This is a genomic window from Ruegeria sp. I3, from assembly GCF_056532525.1.
The window spans coordinates 1-20281 of the sequence record NZ_JBQFNI010000006.1 but is presented as its reverse complement, the minus strand read 5'-3'; the positions used below and the strand labels follow the sequence as shown (position 1 = coordinate 20281).

Sequence of the window (20281 nt, the reverse complement as noted above, 5' to 3'; positions counted from 1 at the left end):
ACATGAGCCGAGCATACATAACCCGCAACCGGGCGTTCAGTGGGCGCCAAACCGACGAGGAGAGCCGATATGGCCCTGGACTCACAGTCAGTCTCCCTTACCTTTCCCGATGGTAATTCCCGATCCTATGAAGCAGGCGTTACGCCCGCACAGGTCGCCGCCGACATCTCGACCTCGCTGGCGAAGAAAGCCATTTCTGCCACGGTGAACGGACAGCATTGGGACCTGCAATGGCCAATCGAAGCCGACGCGCAAATCGCTATTCACACCATGAAGGACGAGGCGCAAGCCAATGAGCTGATCCGACACGATCTGGCGCATGTCATGGCCCGAGCCGTGCAAGAGATTTGGCCCGCAACCAAGGTCACCATTGGCCCCGTCATCGAAAACGGCTGGTACTATGACTTTGACCGTGAGGAACCGTTTACGCCCGAAGATCTCGGCCTCATCGAGAAAAAGATGAAAGAGATCATCAACAAGCGTGACCCGGTGACCACCGAGGTCTGGGATCGCGATCGCGCGATCGAGTTCTACAAGGCCAATAATGAGCCCTATAAAGTTGAGCTGATCGAATCCATCCCGGGTGATGAACCACTGCGCATGTATTGGCACGGTCACTGGCAGGATCTCTGCCGTGGCCCGCACTTGCAGCACACCGGTCAACTGCCAGGCGACGCGTTCAAGCTGATGTCAATCGCCGGGGCTTATTGGCGCGGCGACAGCGACCGCGCAATGCTACAGCGCATCTACGGCGTGGCCTTCACCGGCAAGGAAAAGCTTAAGGCTCATCTGCACATGTTGGAAGAAGCCGCCAAGCGCGACCACCGCAAGCTGGGTCGCGAGATGGATTTGTTCCACATGCAGGAAGAGGCCCCAGGGCAGATTTTCTGGCACCCTAATGGCTGGACCATCTACACTCTTCTGCAAGATTACATGCGTCGGCAACAGCGCAAAGGTGGCTATGTTGAGGTCAACACCCCTCAGGTCGTCGACCGCAAGCTGTGGGTAGCCTCGGGTCATTGGGACAAATACCAAGAGAACATGTTCATCGTCGAAGTGGACGAGGAACATGCACGGGAAAAGGCGGTCAACGCCCTGAAACCGATGAACTGCCCCTGCCACGTGCAGATTTTCAATCAGGGTCTCAAATCCTACCGCGACCTTCCTCTGCGCATGGCCGAGTTCGGATCGTGTAACCGGTACGAACCTTCGGGCGCGCTGCACGGCATCATGCGCGTGCGTGGCTTTACCCAGGATGATGGCCATATCTTCTGCACCGAAGACCAGATCGAATCCGAAACCGCTGAGTTCATTCGGTTCCTGTCCGGTATCTACAAAGACCTCGGGTTTGAGAACTTCTCGGTCAAATTCTCGGACCGGCCGGAAAAACGCTCAGGATCGGACGAAGTTTGGGACAAGGCTGAAGCCGCCCTGCTCAGCGCAACCCGCGCGGCTGGGATCGAGCCGGAACTCAACCCGGGTGAAGGGGCATTCTACGGCCCGAAACTCGAGTTTGTTCTGACCGATGCGATCGGGCGGGATTGGCAATGCGGCACGCATCAGGTGGACTTTGTTCTGCCCGAGCGACTGGACGCCACGTATATCGGCGCTGATGGTGGCAAACACCGCCCAGTTATGTTGCACCGCGCGACCTTGGGCTCGTTTGAACGTTTCATCGGCATTCTGATCGAAGAACACGCGGGCAAGCTGCCGTTCTGGCTGGCCCCGCGCCAGGTCGTTGTGGCCTCGATCACCTCCGAGGCCGATGAGTATGTGGCCGAAGTGGTCAGCACCCTTCGCGCAGCAGGCGTCCGCGCCGAGGCGGATATTCGCAACGAGAAGATCAACTATAAAGTCCGCGAACATTCGGTTGGCAAAGTGCCGATCATTCTGGCCGTCGGTCACCGTGAAGTCGAAGATCGCACGGTCAGTGTCCGTCGCCTTGGCGAAAAACAGACGCAGGTCCAATCGCTTGAGGCTGTAACAAATGAGTTGAGCGTGGCTGCAACGCCCCCCGATCTGCTGTAACATTCGGCAGCAAACCGCTAGAAATCCGGCCCGGTATTTTGGGCCGGATTGAAACAAATATCATTTTTCAATTCAAAAACAATTTGTTAACGTTCAAGGGTGCATGACGACCTTTGACGGGGTTGTGAGACACGGGCTCGTGAATTCAACTGCTGCCCCTGAACCATTACCTTGTCGTTGTCACAAGCAGACATTCGCAGTCATTAACAAGGATTACCAAGATGTCGAACACTGCAAAAACACTGGTTATCGCAAGCGCAGTTGCTGCAGCCGTTTCCGGCGCGGCCACAACCGCAACAGCCCAGGCCAAAGAAAAGTGCTATGGCGTTTCTCTGGCGGGTCAGAACGACTGTGCAGCCGGCCCCGGCACAACTTGCGCGGGCACTTCGACCGTCGACTATCAGGGCAACGCATGGACCCTGGTTGACGCAGGCACCTGCGCCGACATCGAGCTGCCTAAAACAGCAGACGGTGCAGATCGCAAAGGTTCGCTTGAGCCGCTGGAGCGTGACCTGCCTGCATAAGGCTTTTCCGAATGAAGCAGAAAGGGCGGGCAGGATCGCCCGCCCTTTCCACGTGATCAGGGGATTTGCAAATGTTGGATAATGCGCTCAGATCGAACCGGCTGCCTGCAGCACCGGGCGTTGGTTACAAACCACAGCATTTCTCGCAGATTCTTGAACAGGCCAAGCCTGTGGCGTGGCTAGAGATTCATGCCGAAAACTATATGGGCGATGGTGGCAGACCTCTGGCACAACTGCGTCACCTGTCCGAACAATTCCCCATTTCAGTGCATGGTGTCGGGCTGTCAATCGGCGGCGAAACGCCACTTGACCCAGATCACCTGGACCGCCTGAAGCATCTTGTCGGCTGGTTGAACCCGGCCAGTTTTTCGGAGCATTTGGCCTGGTCAACCCATGACAGCCACTTCCTGAACGATCTACTTCCTCTGCCCTATACTGATGCGACTCTGGACCGTGTTTGCGACCATATTGATGAGGTGCAAGAGATTGTCGGGCGGCAAATGCTGTTAGAGAACCCCTCAAGCTATTTGGCTTTCGAGGAAAGCACATGGTCCGAACCTGATTTCTTGCGCGAAATCACCCGGCGCACCGGATGTGGGTTGCTGCTGGACGTGAACAACGTCTTTGTTTCAGCCACCAATCTGGATTTCTCACCGCAGGGCTACATTGATGCCTACCCGTTGGACCAAGTCGGTGAGATTCACCTGGGCGGGCATGACGAAGACGAAGACGATCATGGGCATCCTTTGCTGATCGACAGCCACGGGCGTGAGGTCGTTGATCCGGTCTGGTCCCTGCTGGACTACGTTCTGGACAAATCCGGCCCCAAACCCCTGTTGATTGAATGGGACACCGATGTGCCGGACTGGCCGGTGTTACGGACCGAAGCCGAGCGCGCGCAAAAAGCGTTGGATCGCGTGCCCGCATGAGCGTGTCGCAAACGACATTCCACATGGCACTGCTAGATGCCAACAAGCCCATTCCCGATGGGTTGCTGGACGCCGAGGCGCAGCCCGCCGGTCGTCGCTTCAGCGTCTATCGCAACAACGTCGCCGTCTCGCTGACCGAGGCGATGCATCAGGCCTTCCCGGTCATCACAAAACTGCTGGGACCCCAGAATATGGACGGGCTGGCTGGAATATTCTTGCGCCAGCACCCGCCGTCCTCACCCCTGATGATGTTTTATGGCGAGGAATTCCCTAAATTTCTGGAAGGAATGGAGCAGTTGTCGCATCTGGGCTACCTGCCGGATGTTGCCCGTCTGGAACTGGCGCTGCGTAGGGCTTACCACGCCGCTGATCGACAACCCATAGATGCCGAAGCGCTCAGCTTGCCACCGGAAGATTTGATGCAAGCCAAACTGACCCTCGCGCCGTCGGTGCAGGTGTTGCGTTCAAGCTGGCCCGTACATGCGATCTGGCTATTTAACACTGAAGAAGGCGCGCCGAAACCTGAGGCGGGCGCTCAGGATACCTTGATCATGCGTCCCGAATACGACCCTGCCCCACACCTATTGCCACCCGGTGGTGCGGCATGGATCGCGCTGATTCAAGATGGCAAATCCATCGGTGAGGCATTTGAATCCACCATGGCCGAAACACCCGAATTTGATCTTGGAACCACTCTGGCACTGCTTTTGCAGGGCGGTGCAATAACTTCTGTGACTATCGAAAGGCTGGACACATGACTGCCCTGATCTCAACTTACAATAATGCGATGGAAAAAGCGGATCACGCGTCCGGTTGGCTGACACCAACCCTGGCTCGGGTGGTCTTTATCGCCGTGTTGTTCGTCTACTACTGGAACTCGGCCACGCTGAAAATCGACGGCTCAATCTTTTCGCCATCGGCCGGAGCCTTCGGTCAGATCTTTCCCAAAGCTGCAGAGGCGGTGCTGTATGATGTGACTCAGATGACCTTTTTCCAGCGGGTCGTCATCTTCTTTGGCACAGTGGCCGAATTTGTCCTGCCTGTGCTTTTGCTGGTCGGCCTGCTGACGCGCCTTGCCGCGCTTGGCATGATCGGATTTGTCTGGGTTCAAACACTGACCGATGTCACCGGACATGGCGTCAAACTGGGCGGCTTGTTCGACAACGCAATTACGTTGATGGATCAGCGCGTGATGTGGACATTCCTGCTGCTGGTGATTGTGATCAACGGCGCGGGTCCGCTGTCTCTGGATCGGTTACTACGCCTGAAGTGACCTAGAAATGTGCCTTGGGCTCGTCCGGTTTTCCTGCGGCGAGCCCGAGCAACCCTGCTACGCCTGCAAAGGCAATCGGGAACATGGTGAAAACGCCGAAGCCAAAGGCATAGTACATCCCAGCCGCAGAAATCAGCAGCAATAAACCCGCAATCAGCGCTCGAGAATGGGCCATCGCCCCGCCAACGATTGCCAACAAAGGCGCCACGATCGAAGCCGTCTGGATCAACTCGGGGTTCTCTACCTGCTCGGCAATGCCTTCGATCTCACCAAACTGGTCGATCAGTTCCACAAAGCCGTAGCCAAAAAAACCGACGATCATCCCGATCAGCCCGGCAATGACGCCTAAAATCATGGCAGCGTTTCGCATTCACAGGTCTCCGCTTGTTGCCCGTGTCACATAAGCAGTTCTTCAGGCAACACCAAGGGCCTGACGGGTTTCAGGCGTCCAGCCCAGATACATCTGACCATTGGATACTATCAGTGGGCGTTTCATCAGGGTCGGATGATCAGCCAACAGCGCGAGCACCGGTCGATTGCGTGTGTCATCATCCAATCCCCGCCAGGTTGTTGATCGCGTATTGAGCAAGGCTTTGCCGAAAGTCTCGTACGCCTCGGACAGCACATTTTCGGGAACCCCTTGCGCGCGGACATCAACGAAAACCGCATCTGGAAGCAGTTTCAATGCCTTACGGCACGTATCGCAAGTTTTTAACCCATATAGCTGCATCATCTAACTAATCCTGTAATCGCTGCAAATTTAGACAAACCCATCAGGCTGCCCCAGTTATTCTTGATTTTTTACTTCACCGTGTAATGTTGAAAAAGGCGAAACACGCGACCCGGGCTGTATCGTGAGGGCGAACAGTGACGTGTGGCGGTTTTGCCAGCCAAGGCCCCCACCAATTTGTGGGACAACTTGTAAGTAGAAGGAGACACGGGAAATGCCAACCGGCACCGTGAAATGGTTTAATACAACCAAAGGCTATGGTTTTATTGCGCCCGACGAAGGGGGCAAAGATGTGTTTGTTCATATCTCGGCCGTAGAACGATCCGGTCTGACCGGACTCGCTGACAATCAGAAAGTCTCGTACGAGTTGCAGGACGGACGTGACGGCCGCCAAATGGCTGCTGATTTGAAGCCGCTGTAAGGCACAGCCCGCCCCGGCGGGAAAGATAAAAGAAGGTTGACGGCCAATTTCAGGCCGTTAACCGCAAACCCTAGTGAACGCGCCCACCTTGGGACGTGCCCAGTTTTCTGTTGAATCAACCCTCTCGGATAACAGCCTCAAACTCACGCCATTCCCGTGCGGTCATGCCTGAGTTTTCCTGAGTGACATCTTCACCGCTGAGCATCCGACGCAAGCAGGTCACCATCTGCGCCGAGAGGTTGACTGCGCCAAGGCGGTAGTCCTCAAACGCGCGGTAGGCAAACGGTACCCAGTCGGCGACAATCTTGCACATGGTATCTGCGTAAACGCGGATTTCGTACTGCGCGTGCGGGTCGGCACGCAGACGCAAGAAGTGGAACAAGTTGTGCAAGTCCACCTTCCAATACCATTGCGTATAAATGTTGGCTGGAAGGTTCATCCGCGCCAGTTCACGCGCAAGCCCTTGCTGGCCGTCCTGACCGATCATCGCCTCGTAGTTGTCATAGCAGCGCGCACTGTCCGCTTTCAGTATCTCCAACACGCGCGCGGCCTCTTCGCCTTGCAATGTGTCTCCACGGCCCTGATTGTTAACCTCGGATTGCGCGGCGACATGTTCGGGTGCCGGGATATAGAACTCTCGATCCAGGATCGAATACCGCGCCGAATATTCGTTCACATTCGCCGTGCGGTGGCGGATCCACTGGCGGGCTACGAATACGGGCAGTTTGACGTGCAACTTGATCTCGCACATTTCAAACGGGGTCGAATGCCAGTGGCGCATCAGATAGCGGATCAGACCTTCATCATTTTGCACCGACTTGGTGCCTTTGCCGTAGGAAACACGCGCGGCCTGACAGATCGCAGCATCGTCGCCCATATAGTCGATAACGCGGACAAATCCGTGATCCAGAACCTGATGCGCCGTGTACAGATGATCTTCCATACCTTCGGCAACGACGCGGCGGGTCGGGCTCGACTGTGCGCGCTGAGCTTCGATCTCGGCCAGTTGGTCGGCAGACAGAGGCATGAAATTATCCTTTCCAGCAATGAGTCGCCGACCACTATATATCGGCAAGCTTGCCATCGGAACCGCGATATGTGCGGCGCATTGCGCTAAATCGGAATTGTGTCCGGCCAGCCCCTCGACACGGGATGAAGGCGCGCTAAGGTGCTTGGCATCACAACCAATGCAAGGAAAGTCGCGATGGGGCTGACATATCTCCACACCATGGTCCGCGTGAAGGATCTTGAGAAATCCATAGCGTTTTATGAACTATTGGGCCTGAAGGAAACGCGTCGTTATGAAAGCGAGGCTGCGCGGTTCACACTGGTATTCCTCGCCCCACCGGGACAAGAGGACGCGCCCATTGAACTTACATACAACTGGGATGGCGACGACGCACTGCCAAGCGACAGCCGCCATTTCGGGCACCTCGCCTATGGCGTCGACAACATTTACGAGACCTGCCAGCATCTTCAGGACAATGGCGTCGTGATCAACCGCCCGCCACGCGACGGGCGTATGGCGTTCGTTCGCTCGCCCGACAATGTCTCAATCGAGTTGCTGCAAAATGGTGAAGCGTTAGCCCCGGCAGAGCCTTGGTCTAGCATGGAAAGCACCGGCCACTGGTGATCCGCTGGCTGGGAGCATTGGGGCTGGCTGTCGCGGGCAGCCCCCTTTGGGCCGAGACCTGCCGCCTGGCGCTGGCGCTGGCCATGGACATCTCGACCTCGGTGGACGCGACTGAGGATGCGCTACAACGACAGGGGCTGGCCAACGCATTGATTGCGCCCGAGGTGCAGGAGGCTTTCTTCCTTTCACCTCAACCGGTTGCATTAGCCGTCTATGAATGGTCCGGCAGTTTCAACCAGACATTGCTTTTGGATTGGACGATAATCGATACTCGGGCCAATTTGATCTCCGCCGCGCATCGGATCGGGACATCGAAGCGATCGGAAGACGAGTTCCCAACTGCGATGGGTCACGCACTGGCTTTTGGGGCAACCCTGATGGAGAGCGCCCCGAATTGTCTGTTCCAGACCATCGATATCTCGGGCGATGGCAAGAACAACGATGGCTACGGGCCACAGATCGCTTACAAACACTTTCCGTTCGAAAACACGACCGTGAATGGTCTGGTGATCAATGCAGCTGATTTCGAAGGAGAAATCGACTTGATCCCGTTCTTTCAGAAAAATGTACTACACGGACCCGGTGCTTTTCTTGAGATCGCCGCCGGGTTCGAAGATTTTGAGCGTGCCATGCGTCGCAAACTGGAACGGGAATTGAAAGGATTGGAACTTAGTGCGTTGCAACCGGATAATGCGAAATGATCCGCCTGTGTGCGACACTTCTTTGCCTGCTGGCCAACCCGCTTTCAGCGCAATGTCGACAGGCTTTGGCGTTGGGAATGGATGTCTCTGGTTCGGTCGACAGTCGTGAGTACAGGTTGCAACTTAGTGGCCTTGCGGCGGCGTTGCGCCATCCCGAGGTGGTTCAACTGATCCTTTCAAACCCGTCTACCTTTATTCGGATCGCTATCTACGAATGGAGCGAACCTGGCCACCAACGCCTCTTGCTTGGTTGGACAGATGTTCGCTCGACTGCTGATCTGCGTCGAATTCAGCAACATTTAGAAAGCACAACACGCTCATCAGCGCCGCAGGGAACGGCGGTCGGGTCGGCCATGTTGTACGGTGCTGAGATGTTGGAGAGCCAAAGCGATTGCTGGCGGCGAACACTGGATCTGTCCGGTGATGGTAAACACAATCTCGGACATCACCCGCGGGACATAAAAGCCGCTTTGCAAAACACTGATATTACAATCAACGCCCTTGTAATCGGAATCGACGACCCCAATCCAGGAGACACCCGCCAGGTAGAGATTGGGGAGCTATCCGCCTATTACCACGCGTGGGTCATCCGAGGCCCCGATGCTTTCGTCGAAGTCGCCCTTGGCTTCGAAGCCTATGAAGATGCGATGACACGTAAACTGATCCGTGAGCTTGAGGGTCTGTCGCTGTCCCAAACTCAGCCATCAAAGCTATCAGTAGATATACCGAATCTGATCGGTCCAATATCGTTCGACACGACGCAGTGAACCGGTAATCTCTTCAATCCCATCGGTCCCGATCACGCCGCGGTTTTGCAGCCCTTCTGCATGGCGTGCGAACAGGTCTGACACGATGTCACGAATCTCACGCCCGCGCGGGGTCAGGCGTACCCGTACCGAGCGGCGGTCGATCTCGCATCGCTGATGGTGCATATAGCCCATCTCGACCAGTTTCTTAAGATTGTAGCTGACATTGCTGCCTTGATAGTAACCACGGCTCTTCAACTCTCCGGCGGTTACTTCATGGTCGCCTATGTTGAACAACAGCAGGGCCTGCACCGCGTTGATCTCAAGTACGCCGACACGCTCGAATTCATCCTTGATGACGTCCAGAAGCAAGCGATGCAGACGCTCGACCAGCGCCAACGCCTCAAGATAGCTCGTCATGAACCCCTTGGTCCCGGGCGCGGTGACCTGTAACTCCATACTCATTCAATCCTCCGATTCATCGCGCTGTTTCTGAAAACATGACGCGAATTCCCGAAAAATCGGTTAAGCCTGATGATTGCTTATTTTTGAAAGGTTTGCGCGATATCCGCGATCAATTCGGCCAGCGGTTCCGGCGGGCTGGCCTGACCAGTGACCCATTGATAAAGGTCCTGATCATTTTCATGCAGCAAGGCATCGTATGTGTCCAATCCCGCCTCGTCCATCGAAGACAGATTGCGATCGGCATATGCCGTCAGGATCAAATCCATCTCTTTGATGCCCCGCCGCATCGAACGCATTTTCATGCGCTTGATCCGGGTCTCGCGCGGCTCGGTCATTGATTGCGTTCCAATTTCAGACGCAGCGCTTTTTCGACGCGGGCCAGACGCTCGGAGTTGGCTCGCATCTCACCTCGGATCGTGCGGAGCTCTGCAACAAGATCGCGCAATTCCGAGTCCGTATCGCCATGCAGGCTGGTTTCGTCCATGCCGTCGCCCTCGCCCGTCAGAAGCCACATGATCGAGACATTCAGTAGCCCCGCCATCATCGACAGCTTGTTCGCGCGGGGTTCCGACAAATCATCTTCCCACGAGGTGATCGTGGCTTTTTTGACACCAAGCCTGCGGGCCAATTGGGTCTGCGTCATGCCTGCGGCTTCGCGTGCGCCAGCAACGCGATCCCCGAAGGTTGCGGTGTCCGGTCCGAACCAGTCTGTTTCGTCGTTCATCGGGGTCTCCAAAGGGTAAAACTCAATTGGCTTGATCGTTATTTCGGCGCACCCTATGACAGTCGGGCTGAACATACAAACCGAGGCCGACCATGAGTTTCCTGTCTGCGACACTGTCACGCGTAAAACCCTCGCCCACCATCGCGATGACGTCCAAAGCAGCCGAGCTGAAGGCCGCCGGGCGCGATGTGATCGGGCTGAGCGCAGGCGAGCCCGATTTCGACACGCCGCAGAACATCAAGGACGCCGCCGTGGCCGCCATCGCTGCGGGCAAAACCAAATACACTGCTCCGGACGGCATCCCCGAGCTAAAACAGGCGGTTTGCGCCAAGATGAAGCGTGACCACGGATTGGACTATACGCCCGCTCAGGTCTCGGTCGGGACCGGGGGTAAGCAGACGCTTTACAACGCGCTGATGGCTACGCTGAACGAGGGCGATGAGGTCCTCATCCCCGCGCCCTATTGGGTCAGCTACCCGGACATGGTGTTACTGGCCGGTGGCACACCAGTGATCGTCGAAACTTCGCTGCAGACCAATTTCAAACTGACAGCGGATCAACTGGAAGCCGCAATCACACCTAAAACGAAATGGTTCATCTTCAACTCACCCTCGAATCCCACCGGGGCGGGCTATAGCCGTTCTGAACTAAAAGAACTGACTGATGTCCTGATGCGACATCCGCATGTCTGGGTGATGACCGATGATATGTATGAGCACCTGGCCTATGACGGGTTCGAGTTCTGCACGCCCGCACAGGTGGAACCGAGACTTTATGATCGGACGCTGACCTGCAATGGCGTCTCCAAAGCCTATGCCATGACCGGTTGGCGTATTGGCTATGCGGCAGGCCCGGTCGAGTTGATCGCCGCGATGCGCAAGGTGCAATCTCAATCAACTTCGAATCCCAGTTCGGTCAGCCAATGGGCAGCAGTCGAGGCTCTGAATGGAACTCAAGCATTCCTTGCGCCGAATAATGAGATATTCAAACGCCGTCGCGATCTGGTCGTCGACATGCTCAGCCAAATCGACGGTATCTCGTGCCCGACACCCGAAGGCGCGTTCTACGTCTATCCATCAATTGCAGGCTTGATCGGGAAAACCACACCCGCGGGCACCGTGATAGATTCGGACGAAACCTTCGCAATCGCCCTGCTGGAAGAGGCCGACGTGGCGGTGGTGTTTGGCGCAGCTTTTGGTCTGTCGCCCAATTTCCGCGTCAGCTATGCGACCTCTGATGAAGCCCTGACTGAAGCCTGCACACGCATCCAACGTTTTTGCGCCGCGCTCACCTGATACCGGAGTTTGTTATGTCCACAGCCCTGCCTGAATACTATTTCCGCGTGCGCGAAAATGGGGCAGCGGTGTTCAGGATCGACACGGAAAATCGCCATCGCCGGATCGAGATGGAACAGATCGCGGTCATCAACATCCGCAATGGCGAGGTCAAACCGCAGGGCCAGCGTGTACTAAGCGACGCCGACAACGATGAAATCGCGCGCTGGATGGAAGAGCGCAAAGCCCTGCTATCCCGCCGCGATATGGATGATATACACCGTGCGGTTGACTACCTGAATCTGACCACGCAATGGGCCCAGTCTAAAGCAACGGATGCGCAATTAGAGGACGTGACCGACCCATTGCTGATGGCAATGCACGACTTGCGGTCGGTACTTGTTCGAAAGAAATCCGACCGGATGAGCAAAGAATGATCCCCTAGGCGGGAACTTCTCCTACATCGCGCACCGACCTTAGCCAGAAGCGCGCCATCAACAATACGGCAGCACAAGCGAGGCCAATCACGAGGCCAAGCCAGACTCCGATCCCCTCCATACCTCGAACAAAGCCGAAATAGTACGAAGCGGGGATACCGATCACCCAATAGCTGAGTGCGGCCATCACCATCGGTATTTTTGCATCCTGCAAACCTCGCAACAGGCCTAGTGCGATGACCTGCGCCCCATCGACCAGCTGGAACAACGCAGCCATCGCCAGCAGGCCAGTGCCGATTAGCAGGATCTGTGGCCGCTGCGGATCATCGGCCTCCATAAACAGCGAGATCAGGGGCTCAGCGCATGTCAGGAATAGAACAATCGTCAAGACCGACACGATCAACGACATCCCGGTCACCGTAATCGCGCCTTTCTCAAGATGCGCCCGATCCCGTCGACCCAACGCGTTGCCCGCCCGAATAGTCGCCACATTAGACAGGCCCAAATGAACCATGAACGTCGCTGAGGCGAGGTTCAACGCAATCCCGTGAGCTGCCAGCGGCACTGGACCCAACCAGCCCATCATGACAGCAGAGATCGCGAATAACGACACCTCCGCCAGTGTCGTCAGACCGATGGGAACGCCCAAACGCAGCACGCTCATGAACATCTCCCAATCCGGGCGCCAAAACCGCTGAAACAAGCTGTGTTCCGGCAACGCACGCACCGCATAGATCACGACCGCCACCAATGATACGATCTGCGTCACCACTGACGCGATAGCCGCACCAATCACCCCAAGTTCGGGCGCGCCCCAGTTTCCGAAGATCAGCGCATAGTTGGTCACGCCATTGACCACAGCTGCAACAATCGTGATCCACAGCACAATCTGCGTCCGCTCAAGCGCGGCCAAATAGGACTTCAGGACCATCACCAACAGCGCCGGGAACAAGCCCCACCCCGCGACCCGCAGGTATACTGACGCAGTTTCAGCGACTTGCGGCTCTTGCTTCAAAGCAATCAGGATCGGATGGGACCACCACAAAAGGGGCATCATCACCGTCGCATAGATCAGAGATAGCCACAGACCCATGCGAGTGGAGCGGCGAATGCTGGTCTCATTTTCCTCGGCGGCAGCGGTCGCCACCATCGGCATTACAGCCCACCCAAACCCGGCACCAAACAGGAACAGGACGAAGTAATAGCTGTTGGCCAGCGTCACGGCAGCCAACGCCTCGACCCCGTACCAGCCTAGCATGACGGTATCGGTCAAACCAATCGCATACTGTGCCAGATGCCCGCCAATCAATGGCAGGCCCAGCACCGCGATTGCGCGCAAATGGCCGGGATATGTCATCACCTTGTTCATTCCGCCAGCCTTAGGCTTGCGCGCTGCCCGAGACAAGAGCGGAACAAACTTATTTCATAATGAGACTAACGAGAACAAAGCGACGCTCGCCATCACCTTTGGTGCAACGGCTTTACAGTTTATCGATTTTCAGCCGATCTTCGCGTCAGGATGCAGCGCTGTCCCCAGAATATGGTCCGAGTTATGAATTACGTGATGCGCCTGCCCAACTATCAACGGATCAGGCTCACCAACGATCCTCAGGTCTTTGTCCGGGTAGTCCAGCGTCGACAGGAAATGCCGCATGCAGTTCAGACGCGCGCGTTTCTTGTCGTTGGATTTGACAATCGTCCAGGGCGCATCAGCGGTGTCGGTATAGAAGAACATCGCCTCTTTCGCCTCGGTATAATCATCCCATTTGCTTAGGCTAGCCTTGTCAATCGGTGACAGTTTCCATTGCTTCAACGGATCAGTTTCACGACTCCCAAAGCGCCGCTGCTGCTCTTCCTGCGTGACCGAGAACCAGTACTTATAAAGTTGAATGCCCGAGCGCACCAGCATCCGCTCCAACTCGGGCGTCTGCCGCATGAATTCCAGATACTCATTGGGTGAGCAGAAGCCCATCACCCGCTCGACGCCCGCACGGTTGTACCAGGACCGATCATAAAACACCATCTCGCCCACGGTGGGCAGCTGCTGCACATAACGCTGGTAATACCACTGCCCCTTTTCCTCATCCGTCGGCTTGTTCAATGCGACCACACGCGCCTGACGCGGGTTCAGATGCTCCATGAACCGCTTGATGGTCCCACCCTTGCCGGCGGCGTCGCGGCCCTCGAACAACAGCACAAACCGCTGCCCGGTCTCCTGCGCCCACAATTGAACCTTCAGCAACTCTGCCTGCAGCTCGGCCTTTTGCGCCTCGTAATCCTTGCGTGCCATCTTGCGGCCATAGGGGTACTTGCCGCTCTCAAAAGCTTGCCGGATTTTCTCGGATGTTGGTGCCGAGGCATCCGCCGTCAGGTCAGTTACAGCTTTGATCTGAGATGATTTTTGTTTGATCTGGGGTGCCGCATCCATACATGTTCTCCTCGGTTTCACTGTCGAGGAGATGCTTAGCCGATTGTCACACGGCGCGCTTTGATTGGTGTCAAATTGACATAGGTTTTATCGGGGCGTCAAAGAACAAGCCTATGCCCGTTCTTTACATGATCCCAAAATACATAGGGGGGAGCGGCCAGCCCCGCACTTACCGATGTCCCCAATCATCAGGATTGTCCGAGTTGTTCGGCGACAAGCCCAAAACGTCTCCGTCAGTCGAACACCCCAACCCCAAAACGGTTCTGTTCGCATAGGAGAAATACGAACACACCTGATTGATCTCCAGAATCTCTCCGTCCTCCCATCCTGCTTCTCGCAAGGCGATCACGTCCGCCTCGGTCAGATCACCGGGTGCCTCGGTCAGCTTGCGCGCATATCTCATCGCTTCGACCTGTGCCGCGTCCAGCGGGGCCGAGGCCGGATCACGCGCCTCAATCGCCGCACGGATCGCATTGCCGCGCACCTCATCCTGCAGCAACCGCTGCAATCCGGAAAAGTGATGTTCTACGCAATACCCGCACCGGTTCAGAGAGCTGACCCACACGCCCAGCACCTCAAGAAACCACTTCGGTATCTTGTTGCCCGAGTGATGCAGTACGGCCTTATACATCGCCATATGGCCTTCCATCGAATGCGGCCGCAGGCTGTGCGCCATCATGATGTTGTCCACATTGCTGTCCGGCCCGGTAACGCGGTCATAAAGCCTCCTCAGCTTTCCCGTCGCCTCTTCGAATGGAATGGTTCTGATCCAGCTCAATTCTTCTGCTCCCTAATTTCTGCTTCCGGAACAAAGCCTAAACGGGATTTCGAAACATGACGAGACCTTGGAAAGCTCGCGGTTTAATATCAATCTGTATTGCATCACTGATATATGCTGGGCAGCCACCCCTACTGTCTGCTACGTCCCTATTGAAACAACTTTCTGACCAAAGACTTTTCAACTGTGCGCCCTCTCATCTGTATTTTTGCCCTGACTTGTTTTGGCTCTGCTTTAGCTATGTTCAATCCAGCGTTCTCAGATTGGTTATTGCTGACAGGACCGTGCGCATTGGCAAGTTTGCTGCTGCTGTTCGGAAAAAGGCTACGCCGGCTCAAAACTTCGAAAAACTGGGCTGTCGTCGATGGATCAAATGTTTTGCACTGGAAAGGCGGTGTTCCTAATATCGCCACAGTGCGCGAGGTTGTCGACGAGTTGAAGACAAAGGGGCGGACACCGGGCGTCGTCTTTGATGCCAATGTAGGATACAAAATCTCAGATCGCTATATGAACGACAGTTACCTTGCGGCTTTGCTTGGGTTGCCATCCAGCCACGTGATGGTTGCGCCGAAGGGTACTCCTGCCGACCCGCTGGTCCTTCAGGTAGCGAGGGATCTCGGCGCTGCTATCGTCACAAATGACCGGTTCCGTGATTGGGATGACGAATATTCGGATGTGCTTGAGAAAAGTTCTCTTGTTCGAGGTGGCTTTAAAGACAAAACTCTCTGGCTATCATTGTAGTCTGTCATTGTAAACGCGCTGCAATACAGCGCTGAAATTCGCTCCGGTTCCGGTGACCCCGACAAACCGGATACAACACCTCGCGTCCCTCTTCCCCCGGACCACATCACCTGCCATAATGGGGGAAACTCAAAAACAAGAGCAGCACCCATGCCCGACGATCTGTTGACGCCAGAAGCGACCTCCACCTATGACGCCTCGTCCATCGAGGTGCTCGAAGGGCTGGAACCGGTGCGCAAACGCCCCGGCATGTATATTGGCGGCACCGATGAGCGCGCATTGCACCACATGGTGGCCGAAATCCTCGACAACTCGATGGATGAGGCAGTCGCAGGCCACGCTAACCGGATCGAGGTCGAACTGCACGCCGATTACGCCCTGACCGTTCGTGACAACGGGCGCGGCATTCCGATCGACCCCCACCCGAAATTCCCGGACAAGTCCGCATTGGAGGTGATCCTGTGTACCCTGCACGCAGGCGGCAAGTTCTCGGGCAAGGCGTATCAGACTTCGGGCGGTCTGCACGGTGTGGGTGCATCGGTGGTGAATGCCCTGTCGGATTCGATGGTCGTGCAGGTGGCACGCGACAAACAGCTATTCGAACAACGCTTCTCGCGCGGTATCCCTCTAGGTCCGGTGGAAAAAGTAGGCGCAGCGCCCAACCGGCGCGGTACAACCGTCACGTTCCACGCCGACGCGGACATCTTCGGCCACCACAAATTCAAACCCGCGCGCCTATTCAAATCCATCCGCTCCAAGGCCTATCTGTTCTCGGGCGTCGAAATCCGCTGGAAATCTGCCATCGACGACGGGGAAACCCCGACCGAGGCGAGTTTCCACTTTCCCGGCGGCTTGTCGGATTACCTGAAGGAGACGATGAACGGCTCCTCCACCTATGCCGAACAGCCCTTTGCTGGCACCGTGGATTTTCAGGAGAAGTTCGGGACCCCCGGCAAAGTCGAATGGGCGATCAACTGGACGCCTTCACGCGACGGGTTCATCCAGTCCTACTGTAACACTGTCCCCACCCCCGAAGGCGGCACCCATGTGGCGGGATTCTGGGCTGCGGTCCTCAAGGGGATCAAGGCCTATGGCGAGCTGATCAACAACAAAAAGGCCGGTCAGATCACCCGCGACGACCTAATCACCGGAGGCTGTGCGCTGGTGTCCTGCTTTATCTCGGAACCGGAATTCGTCGGCCAAACCAAAGACCGCCTCGCCACGGTCGAGGCGCAGCGGCTGGTCGAAAACTCCGTCCGCGACCATTTCGATAACTGGCTGGCGGCTGATACGAAATCCGCCGGGGCGATCCTCGACTTCCTCATCCTGAGGGCCGAAGAACGCCTGCGCCGACGGGCCGAGAAGGAAACACAACGCAAGTCCGCCACTAAGAAACTTCGTCTCCCCGGCAAGTTGGTGGACTGTAGTAGTTCAACACGGGACGGCACGGAATTATTCATCGTCGAGGGCGACTCGGCGGGCGGTTCTGCCAAAATGGGTCGGGATCGCAAGACGCAGGCCCTGCTGCCTTTGCGCGGTAAAATCCTGAACGTGCTGGGCGCGGCCAGTTCCAAGCTGGGCACCAATGCCGAGATCAACGACCTGACCCAAGCGCTGGGTGTGGGTCTTGGCACCAAGTTCAACGTCGACGACCTGCGCTATGACAAGATCATCATAATGACCGACGCGGATGTGGACGGGGCGCATATCGCATCGCTGCTGATGACGTTCTTCTTCACGCAGATGCGCCCGATGATCGACGCGGGCCACCTGTATCTGGCCTGCCCGCCCCTCTACCGCCTGACCCAAGGCGCCAAACGTGTCTATTGTCTGGACGAGGCCGAGCGCGACGAGTGGCTGGAGAAAGGTCTAGGCGGCAAAGGCAAGATTGACGTCTCGCGCTTCAAGGGTCTGGGCGAAATGGACGCCAAGGACCTGAAAGAGACCACGATGGACCCGGCCTCGCGCAAGCTGATCCGCGTCACCATCGACGAGGACGAACCCGGCGAAACCGGCGACCTCGTCGAGCGCCTGATGGGCAAAAAACCCGAACTGCGGTTCCAATACATTCAGGAAAACGCGCGGTTTGTGGAGGAATTGGACGTTTGAGTGAACCCAAACGTCTTTACTATTTCACCGGCCCAGATCATGCTCTTGATAACGTTGTAAGGCGTCGCCTGAAACTGTCATTCCCCAACGAAGTGAATGATATCTTCGAGATGAAGCCATTCGACTTTGGTGACAACCGTGAAGCGCGAATAGCATGGGGCCAGACCATCGATCGATTCTCGCAGGAACGCGGATTCATCTCGTTTAGTAGCGAGTGGTGCCTCCCGACTATGTGGGGCCATTATGCTCGGAATCACAAAGGGGTTTGTTTTGGATTTGATGTCTCAGGCGACGTTAACCAAATGGATTACACAGACTGCTTCGTTAAATTTGATCCAGAAGTCCTTAAGGACTTCGATGCGCTAGAGCAATTCGTTGCTTACGCTCGAGACACTAAGAGCAAGCATTGGGAATACGAAAACGAATGGCGAGCATACGTCGAACTGACGAGCGAAGAAAAAGAGCTGAAAGCACGTGGCGCAAACTTGTTCTTCCATCCATTTGGAGATGAACTGAGGTTGCGAGAGATTATCATCGGCGCCAACTCAAATCTAACTTCCGCTCAATTTAGAACTGCTTTGAAAGGCTATGCTGGCGTCGAAGTAAAAACTGCCAGACCATCGTTTCGTGGCTTTAAAATCGTAGAACAGCAATCCGTAAGATTGCAAAAGTAGCATCCGATTTATCATTGGATGAGACAAGTACTTCCGTGCATTTTGAGAACCTCGCGCCCTGCCCGAGGATGGGTGCGGAACGCGCCCGCCCAAGGGGGCGGGTCGGGCGCGTGCTTGATGCTTTGCATCAAGCAACTGGTAGATAGTACGGTGCTTCCCACCCCGTAGGCCGGGCTTCAGCCCGGCACACCGCAACCCCCTTGCCTAACCCGTTGATCCCGTTCACACTTACCCTCAATCCGTAATCCAAGAACGAATTTTGAGGTTTCCGGCGCCAAAACCAAATCTAACGAAATAATTCCGAACGGGAGGACGACATGAAAACACTAACCCTAGGGCTGGCCCTGACCCTGCTAGCCTCGGCAGCCCCCGCGCAGCAGATGCTCAGCACTGCATCGCCCATTCCGGACGGGGCCGAGACGCGGTTTTGCTACTATGGCGGGATGGCCTATTCGCCAGACGCGTTCATCCTGCTGACCGGTGACAACACCGTAACCTCAACCATCAGCACGCGCGAGGAACGGCTGCTGCGGTGTCATCGCAATGACGATGGCTCTCTGGTCTGGAAACCGCAGAGCACGTTTCAAACCAACAACTGACGTAGGATGGGTTTCCAACCCATTAAAGCGGAGCGGGGACGATGGGGTGAAACCCCATCTTACCCAACATTCCGATCCAACCAGTCGGCAATCTGTTCGGCTGGGCCTTCCCAGCCCGGCTCCATGAACAGAAAATGCGCGTGGTTGTCGACAGGCAGGAAAGTCGCACGGTCTCCGTAAAGCTTCGCCAGAGCACGGCAGGTGTTGGGGTTCACGGCCCGGTCCTCGGTGCCTGAAACGATCAGCACCGGGCAATCGACCTTGTCGATGTCCACCTTCATCGCGTGGTGATCGTCGAACATCCAGAAGAACATCTCGAACATCACCCGCCCGCTTTCGGGGCCAAGCTGGTCGAACACTTCGTGCTGCTGCGCCTCGGGCATCTTGTTCAGCGCAAAGGGGGCCATCAGTTCGAAATCGACGCGCATGGGCTGTTTCCAGAACGCCCGACCCTCCATCAACGCGCGCGGCACGGCACGTTCGTCGTCGGTTTCGGGCAATGTGCCCCAGGCCGCGTTTGGGTTGATCAGGACAATTGCGCTGGCCAACCCCTGAGACGCCACCTTCTGCGCCACTACCCCCGCAATGGCATGGCCCAGTAGAACAGGTTTGCTCTCCAACCCCTGCACGAAGTCTGCAATGTCATTGGCGTAATCTAGGACGCTTGTGTCGGTGAGGCCGGGATCGGGATCTGCCTTGGGGTCGCCACCATGATAGCGTAGCGCGGGCGCATGCACCGTCCAGCCACGTGCACGAAAGAAGCCCGCATAATCCTCCATACACCACGGTCCGGCAAAAGCACCGTGGATCAGAACAATCTCTTTCGTCATGAAAATCTCCCTCACCTCCGACCAGTATGAGAGGTGAGGGATCGGTTCGGCAAGCCTGTTAGTGTGCTGCGTTGAAGAGCGTTGTCAGGTTTTCTTCGGTCAATTCGATTGGGTTACCTCCGCATGAGGGGTCGATGATAGCGCCTTGGACCAGTTCGGGGATGGCGGCTTTGGTGACGCCGAGGTCGGAGAGATTGCGGGGGATGGCGAGGCTGTCGTTGAACTCTTGCACGAAGC

25 protein-coding genes and 1 pseudogene are annotated in these 20281 nt (G+C 56.3%); 15 read left to right on the top strand and 11 right to left on the bottom strand.

The features are described from left to right. Nucleotides 1-69 precede the first annotated feature (69 nt). The 5 genes from thrS to ACR0L9_RS15635 all read left to right on the top strand — a co-directional run bounded on the left by thrS (nt 70) and on the right by ACR0L9_RS15635 (nt 4754). On the top strand, nt 70-2028 hold the full coding sequence (gene thrS / locus ACR0L9_RS15655; protein ID WP_170626089.1) for a threonine--tRNA ligase: 1959 nt from the start codon (nt 70-72) through the stop codon (nt 2026-2028). 221 nt (nt 2029-2249) lie between these two features. Beyond that, nucleotides 2250-2552 (top strand): BufA1 family periplasmic bufferin-type metallophore, encoded by a 303-nt coding sequence (locus tag ACR0L9_RS15650; protein WP_010439128.1) that lies wholly within the window; start codon nt 2250-2252, stop codon nt 2550-2552. A gap of 71 nt (nt 2553-2623) precedes the next feature. After that, nucleotides 2624-3481, top strand: coding sequence for an MNIO family bufferin maturase (bufB, locus tag ACR0L9_RS15645; RefSeq protein ID WP_480896042.1), 858 nt, complete (start codon nt 2624-2626; stop codon nt 3479-3481). Further along, a complete protein-coding gene (locus tag ACR0L9_RS15640; RefSeq protein ID WP_480896041.1) occupies nt 3478-4239 on the top strand; it encodes an HvfC/BufC family peptide modification chaperone in 762 nt (253 codons plus the stop codon). Before bufB ends, ACR0L9_RS15640 begins: the two co-directional genes overlap by 4 nt. Continuing rightward, complete coding sequence (locus tag ACR0L9_RS15635) at nt 4236-4754, top strand: DoxX family membrane protein (protein ID WP_170626091.1); 519 nt, start codon at nt 4236-4238, stop codon at nt 4752-4754. The genes ACR0L9_RS15640 and ACR0L9_RS15635 overlap by 4 nt, the downstream gene beginning before the upstream one ends. Nucleotide 4755: 1 nt before the next feature. Here the strand turns inward: ACR0L9_RS15635 and ACR0L9_RS15630 are convergent, their stop codons facing one another. Next, complete coding sequence (locus ACR0L9_RS15630) at nt 4756-5124, bottom strand: hypothetical protein (RefSeq protein ID WP_170420996.1); 369 nt, start codon at nt 5122-5124, stop codon at nt 4756-4758. A gap of 42 nt (nt 5125-5166) precedes the next feature. Further along, nucleotides 5167-5484 carry an arsenate reductase family protein gene (locus tag ACR0L9_RS15625; RefSeq protein ID WP_170422413.1) on the bottom strand — a complete coding sequence of 106 codons (318 nt, stop codon included), beginning with the start codon at nt 5482-5484 and terminating at the stop codon, nt 5167-5169. 214 nt (nt 5485-5698) lie between these two features. Here ACR0L9_RS15625 and ACR0L9_RS15620 point away from each other — a divergent pair, with 214 nt between their 5' ends. Further along, a complete protein-coding gene (locus ACR0L9_RS15620) occupies nt 5699-5905 on the top strand; it encodes a cold-shock protein (RefSeq protein ID WP_008758035.1) in 207 nt (68 codons plus the stop codon). 115 nt (nt 5906-6020) lie between these two features. Here the strand turns inward: ACR0L9_RS15620 and thyX are convergent, their stop codons facing one another. Beyond that, nucleotides 6021-6932: an FAD-dependent thymidylate synthase gene (gene thyX / locus ACR0L9_RS15615; RefSeq protein WP_170393643.1), complete on the bottom strand. Its 912-nt coding sequence runs from the start codon at nt 6930-6932 to the stop codon at nt 6021-6023. 177 nt (nt 6933-7109) lie between these two features. Here thyX and ACR0L9_RS15610 point away from each other — a divergent pair, with 177 nt between their 5' ends. From ACR0L9_RS15610 to ACR0L9_RS15600, 3 genes are read left to right on the top strand one after another with little or no spacing between them, the layout of a single operon-like run. Next, nucleotides 7110-7538 carry a VOC family protein gene (locus tag ACR0L9_RS15610; RefSeq protein WP_170393645.1) on the top strand — a complete coding sequence of 143 codons (429 nt, stop codon included), beginning with the start codon at nt 7110-7112 and terminating at the stop codon, nt 7536-7538. Beyond that, entirely contained in the window at nt 7535-8239 is a 705-nt protein-coding gene (locus ACR0L9_RS15605; protein WP_480896040.1) for a DUF1194 domain-containing protein, read from the top strand. The genes ACR0L9_RS15610 and ACR0L9_RS15605 overlap by 4 nt, the downstream gene beginning before the upstream one ends. Next, nucleotides 8236-9006 carry a DUF1194 domain-containing protein gene (locus tag ACR0L9_RS15600; RefSeq protein WP_480753745.1) on the top strand — a complete coding sequence of 257 codons (771 nt, stop codon included), beginning with the start codon at nt 8236-8238 and terminating at the stop codon, nt 9004-9006. The genes ACR0L9_RS15605 and ACR0L9_RS15600 overlap by 4 nt, the downstream gene beginning before the upstream one ends. Here ACR0L9_RS15600 and ACR0L9_RS15595 read toward each other — a convergent pair. The 3 genes from ACR0L9_RS15595 to ACR0L9_RS15585 form a co-directional block, all read right to left on the bottom strand. Further along, nucleotides 8953-9450, bottom strand: a complete 498-nt coding sequence (locus ACR0L9_RS15595; protein ID WP_170393651.1) for a MarR family winged helix-turn-helix transcriptional regulator — start codon at nt 9448-9450, stop codon at nt 8953-8955. The genes ACR0L9_RS15600 and ACR0L9_RS15595 overlap by 54 nt on opposite strands. 77 nt (nt 9451-9527) lie before the next feature. Then, nucleotides 9528-9785: a succinate dehydrogenase assembly factor 2 gene (locus ACR0L9_RS15590; RefSeq protein WP_170393653.1), complete on the bottom strand. Its 258-nt coding sequence runs from the start codon at nt 9783-9785 to the stop codon at nt 9528-9530. After that, nucleotides 9782-10174: a helix-turn-helix domain-containing protein gene (locus tag ACR0L9_RS15585; protein ID WP_170393655.1), complete on the bottom strand. Its 393-nt coding sequence runs from the start codon at nt 10172-10174 to the stop codon at nt 9782-9784. Before ACR0L9_RS15585 ends, ACR0L9_RS15590 begins: the two co-directional genes overlap by 4 nt. A 92-nt stretch (nt 10175-10266) precedes the next feature. Between ACR0L9_RS15585 and ACR0L9_RS15580 the strand changes: the two genes are divergently transcribed. Together ACR0L9_RS15580 and ACR0L9_RS15575 are read left to right on the top strand one after the other, a co-directional pair. Next, on the top strand, nt 10267-11469 hold the full coding sequence (locus ACR0L9_RS15580) for a pyridoxal phosphate-dependent aminotransferase (RefSeq protein ID WP_170404828.1): 1203 nt from the start codon (nt 10267-10269) through the stop codon (nt 11467-11469). A gap of 14 nt (nt 11470-11483) precedes the next feature. Next, entirely contained in the window at nt 11484-11885 is a 402-nt protein-coding gene (locus ACR0L9_RS15575; protein WP_170404825.1) for a hypothetical protein, read from the top strand. A 4-nt stretch (nt 11886-11889) separates the two neighbouring features. Here the strand turns inward: ACR0L9_RS15575 and ACR0L9_RS15570 are convergent, their stop codons facing one another. The 3 genes from ACR0L9_RS15570 to ACR0L9_RS15560 all read right to left on the bottom strand — a co-directional run bounded on the left by ACR0L9_RS15570 (nt 11890) and on the right by ACR0L9_RS15560 (nt 15091). Then, entirely contained in the window at nt 11890-13254 is a 1365-nt protein-coding gene (locus ACR0L9_RS15570) for an MATE family efflux transporter (protein WP_170645810.1), read from the bottom strand. A gap of 129 nt (nt 13255-13383) precedes the next feature. Beyond that, nucleotides 13384-14313 (bottom strand): polyphosphate kinase 2, encoded by a 930-nt coding sequence (ppk2, locus tag ACR0L9_RS15565; RefSeq protein ID WP_480896039.1) that lies wholly within the window; start codon nt 14311-14313, stop codon nt 13384-13386. Nucleotides 14314-14482: 169 nt separating this feature from the next. Beyond that, entirely contained in the window at nt 14483-15091 is a 609-nt protein-coding gene (locus tag ACR0L9_RS15560; RefSeq protein WP_480896037.1) for a carboxymuconolactone decarboxylase family protein, read from the bottom strand. A gap of 186 nt (nt 15092-15277) precedes the next feature. Between ACR0L9_RS15560 and ACR0L9_RS15555 the strand changes: the two genes are divergently transcribed. The 4 genes from ACR0L9_RS15555 to ACR0L9_RS15540 all read left to right on the top strand — a co-directional run bounded on the left by ACR0L9_RS15555 (nt 15278) and on the right by ACR0L9_RS15540 (nt 19214). Beyond that, nucleotides 15278-15832: an NYN domain-containing protein gene (locus ACR0L9_RS15555; RefSeq protein WP_480896036.1), complete on the top strand. Its 555-nt coding sequence runs from the start codon at nt 15278-15280 to the stop codon at nt 15830-15832. 150 nt (nt 15833-15982) lie between these two features. Beyond that, a complete protein-coding gene (gene parE, locus ACR0L9_RS15550) occupies nt 15983-17941 on the top strand; it encodes a DNA topoisomerase IV subunit B (RefSeq protein WP_480896035.1) in 1959 nt (652 codons plus the stop codon). Next, complete coding sequence (locus ACR0L9_RS15545; RefSeq protein ID WP_480590822.1) at nt 17938-18615, top strand: DUF2971 domain-containing protein; 678 nt, start codon at nt 17938-17940, stop codon at nt 18613-18615. Before parE ends, ACR0L9_RS15545 begins: the two co-directional genes overlap by 4 nt. Before the next feature lie 317 nt (nt 18616-18932). Next, entirely contained in the window at nt 18933-19214 is a 282-nt protein-coding gene (locus ACR0L9_RS15540; RefSeq protein WP_170511160.1) for a hypothetical protein, read from the top strand. Between the two features lie 59 nt (nt 19215-19273). On the opposite strand, the gene ACR0L9_RS15535 is transcribed toward ACR0L9_RS15540, so the two are convergent. Both ACR0L9_RS15535 and ACR0L9_RS15530 read right to left on the bottom strand, forming a co-directional pair. After that, nucleotides 19274-20044, bottom strand: coding sequence for an alpha/beta hydrolase (locus ACR0L9_RS15535; protein WP_480896033.1), 771 nt, complete (start codon nt 20042-20044; stop codon nt 19274-19276). A gap of 58 nt (nt 20045-20102) precedes the next feature. Further along, nucleotides 20103-20281 (bottom strand): annotated as a pseudogene (locus tag ACR0L9_RS15530) (iron-containing alcohol dehydrogenase); the annotation flags it as partial.

What these genes read in the sequence shown, in the direction of transcription:
- ACR0L9_RS15650 (WP_010439128.1), top strand. Translation starts at nt 2,250, where the DNA reads ATGTCGAACACTGCAAAAACACTGGTTATCGCAAGCGCAGTTGCTGCA.
- bufB (WP_480896042.1), top strand. Translation starts at nt 2,624, where the DNA reads ATGTTGGATAATGCGCTCAGATCGAACCGGCTGCCTGCAGCACCGGGC.
- ACR0L9_RS15610 (WP_170393645.1), top strand. Translation starts at nt 7,110, where the DNA reads ATGGGGCTGACATATCTCCACACCATGGTCCGCGTGAAGGATCTTGAG.
- thrS (WP_170626089.1), top strand. Translation starts at nt 70, where the DNA reads ATGGCCCTGGACTCACAGTCAGTCTCCCTTACCTTTCCCGATGGTAAT.
- ACR0L9_RS15585 (WP_170393655.1), bottom strand. Translation starts at nt 10,174, where the DNA reads ATGAACGACGAAACAGACTGGTTCGGACCGGACACCGCAACCTTCGGG.
- ACR0L9_RS15620 (WP_008758035.1), top strand. Translation starts at nt 5,699, where the DNA reads ATGCCAACCGGCACCGTGAAATGGTTTAATACAACCAAAGGCTATGGT.
- ACR0L9_RS15540 (WP_170511160.1), top strand. Translation starts at nt 18,933, where the DNA reads ATGAAAACACTAACCCTAGGGCTGGCCCTGACCCTGCTAGCCTCGGCA.
- thyX (WP_170393643.1), bottom strand. Translation starts at nt 6,932, where the DNA reads ATGCCTCTGTCTGCCGACCAACTGGCCGAGATCGAAGCTCAGCGCGCA.
- parE (WP_480896035.1), top strand. Translation starts at nt 15,983, where the DNA reads ATGCCCGACGATCTGTTGACGCCAGAAGCGACCTCCACCTATGACGCC.
- ACR0L9_RS15575 (WP_170404825.1), top strand. Translation starts at nt 11,484, where the DNA reads ATGTCCACAGCCCTGCCTGAATACTATTTCCGCGTGCGCGAAAATGGG.
- ACR0L9_RS15625 (WP_170422413.1), bottom strand. Translation starts at nt 5,484, where the DNA reads ATGCAGCTATATGGGTTAAAAACTTGCGATACGTGCCGTAAGGCATTG.
- ACR0L9_RS15590 (WP_170393653.1), bottom strand. Translation starts at nt 9,785, where the DNA reads ATGACCGAGCCGCGCGAGACCCGGATCAAGCGCATGAAAATGCGTTCG.
- ACR0L9_RS15630 (WP_170420996.1), bottom strand. Translation starts at nt 5,124, where the DNA reads ATGCGAAACGCTGCCATGATTTTAGGCGTCATTGCCGGGCTGATCGGG.
- ACR0L9_RS15535 (WP_480896033.1), bottom strand. Translation starts at nt 20,044, where the DNA reads ATGACGAAAGAGATTGTTCTGATCCACGGTGCTTTTGCCGGACCGTGG.
- ACR0L9_RS15600 (WP_480753745.1), top strand. Translation starts at nt 8,236, where the DNA reads ATGATCCGCCTGTGTGCGACACTTCTTTGCCTGCTGGCCAACCCGCTT.
- ACR0L9_RS15580 (WP_170404828.1), top strand. Translation starts at nt 10,267, where the DNA reads ATGAGTTTCCTGTCTGCGACACTGTCACGCGTAAAACCCTCGCCCACC.
- ppk2 (WP_480896039.1), bottom strand. Translation starts at nt 14,313, where the DNA reads ATGGATGCGGCACCCCAGATCAAACAAAAATCATCTCAGATCAAAGCT.
- ACR0L9_RS15595 (WP_170393651.1), bottom strand. Translation starts at nt 9,450, where the DNA reads ATGAGTATGGAGTTACAGGTCACCGCGCCCGGGACCAAGGGGTTCATG.
- ACR0L9_RS15640 (WP_480896041.1), top strand. Translation starts at nt 3,478, where the DNA reads ATGAGCGTGTCGCAAACGACATTCCACATGGCACTGCTAGATGCCAAC.
- ACR0L9_RS15570 (WP_170645810.1), bottom strand. Translation starts at nt 13,254, where the DNA reads ATGAACAAGGTGATGACATATCCCGGCCATTTGCGCGCAATCGCGGTG.
- ACR0L9_RS15635 (WP_170626091.1), top strand. Translation starts at nt 4,236, where the DNA reads ATGACTGCCCTGATCTCAACTTACAATAATGCGATGGAAAAAGCGGAT.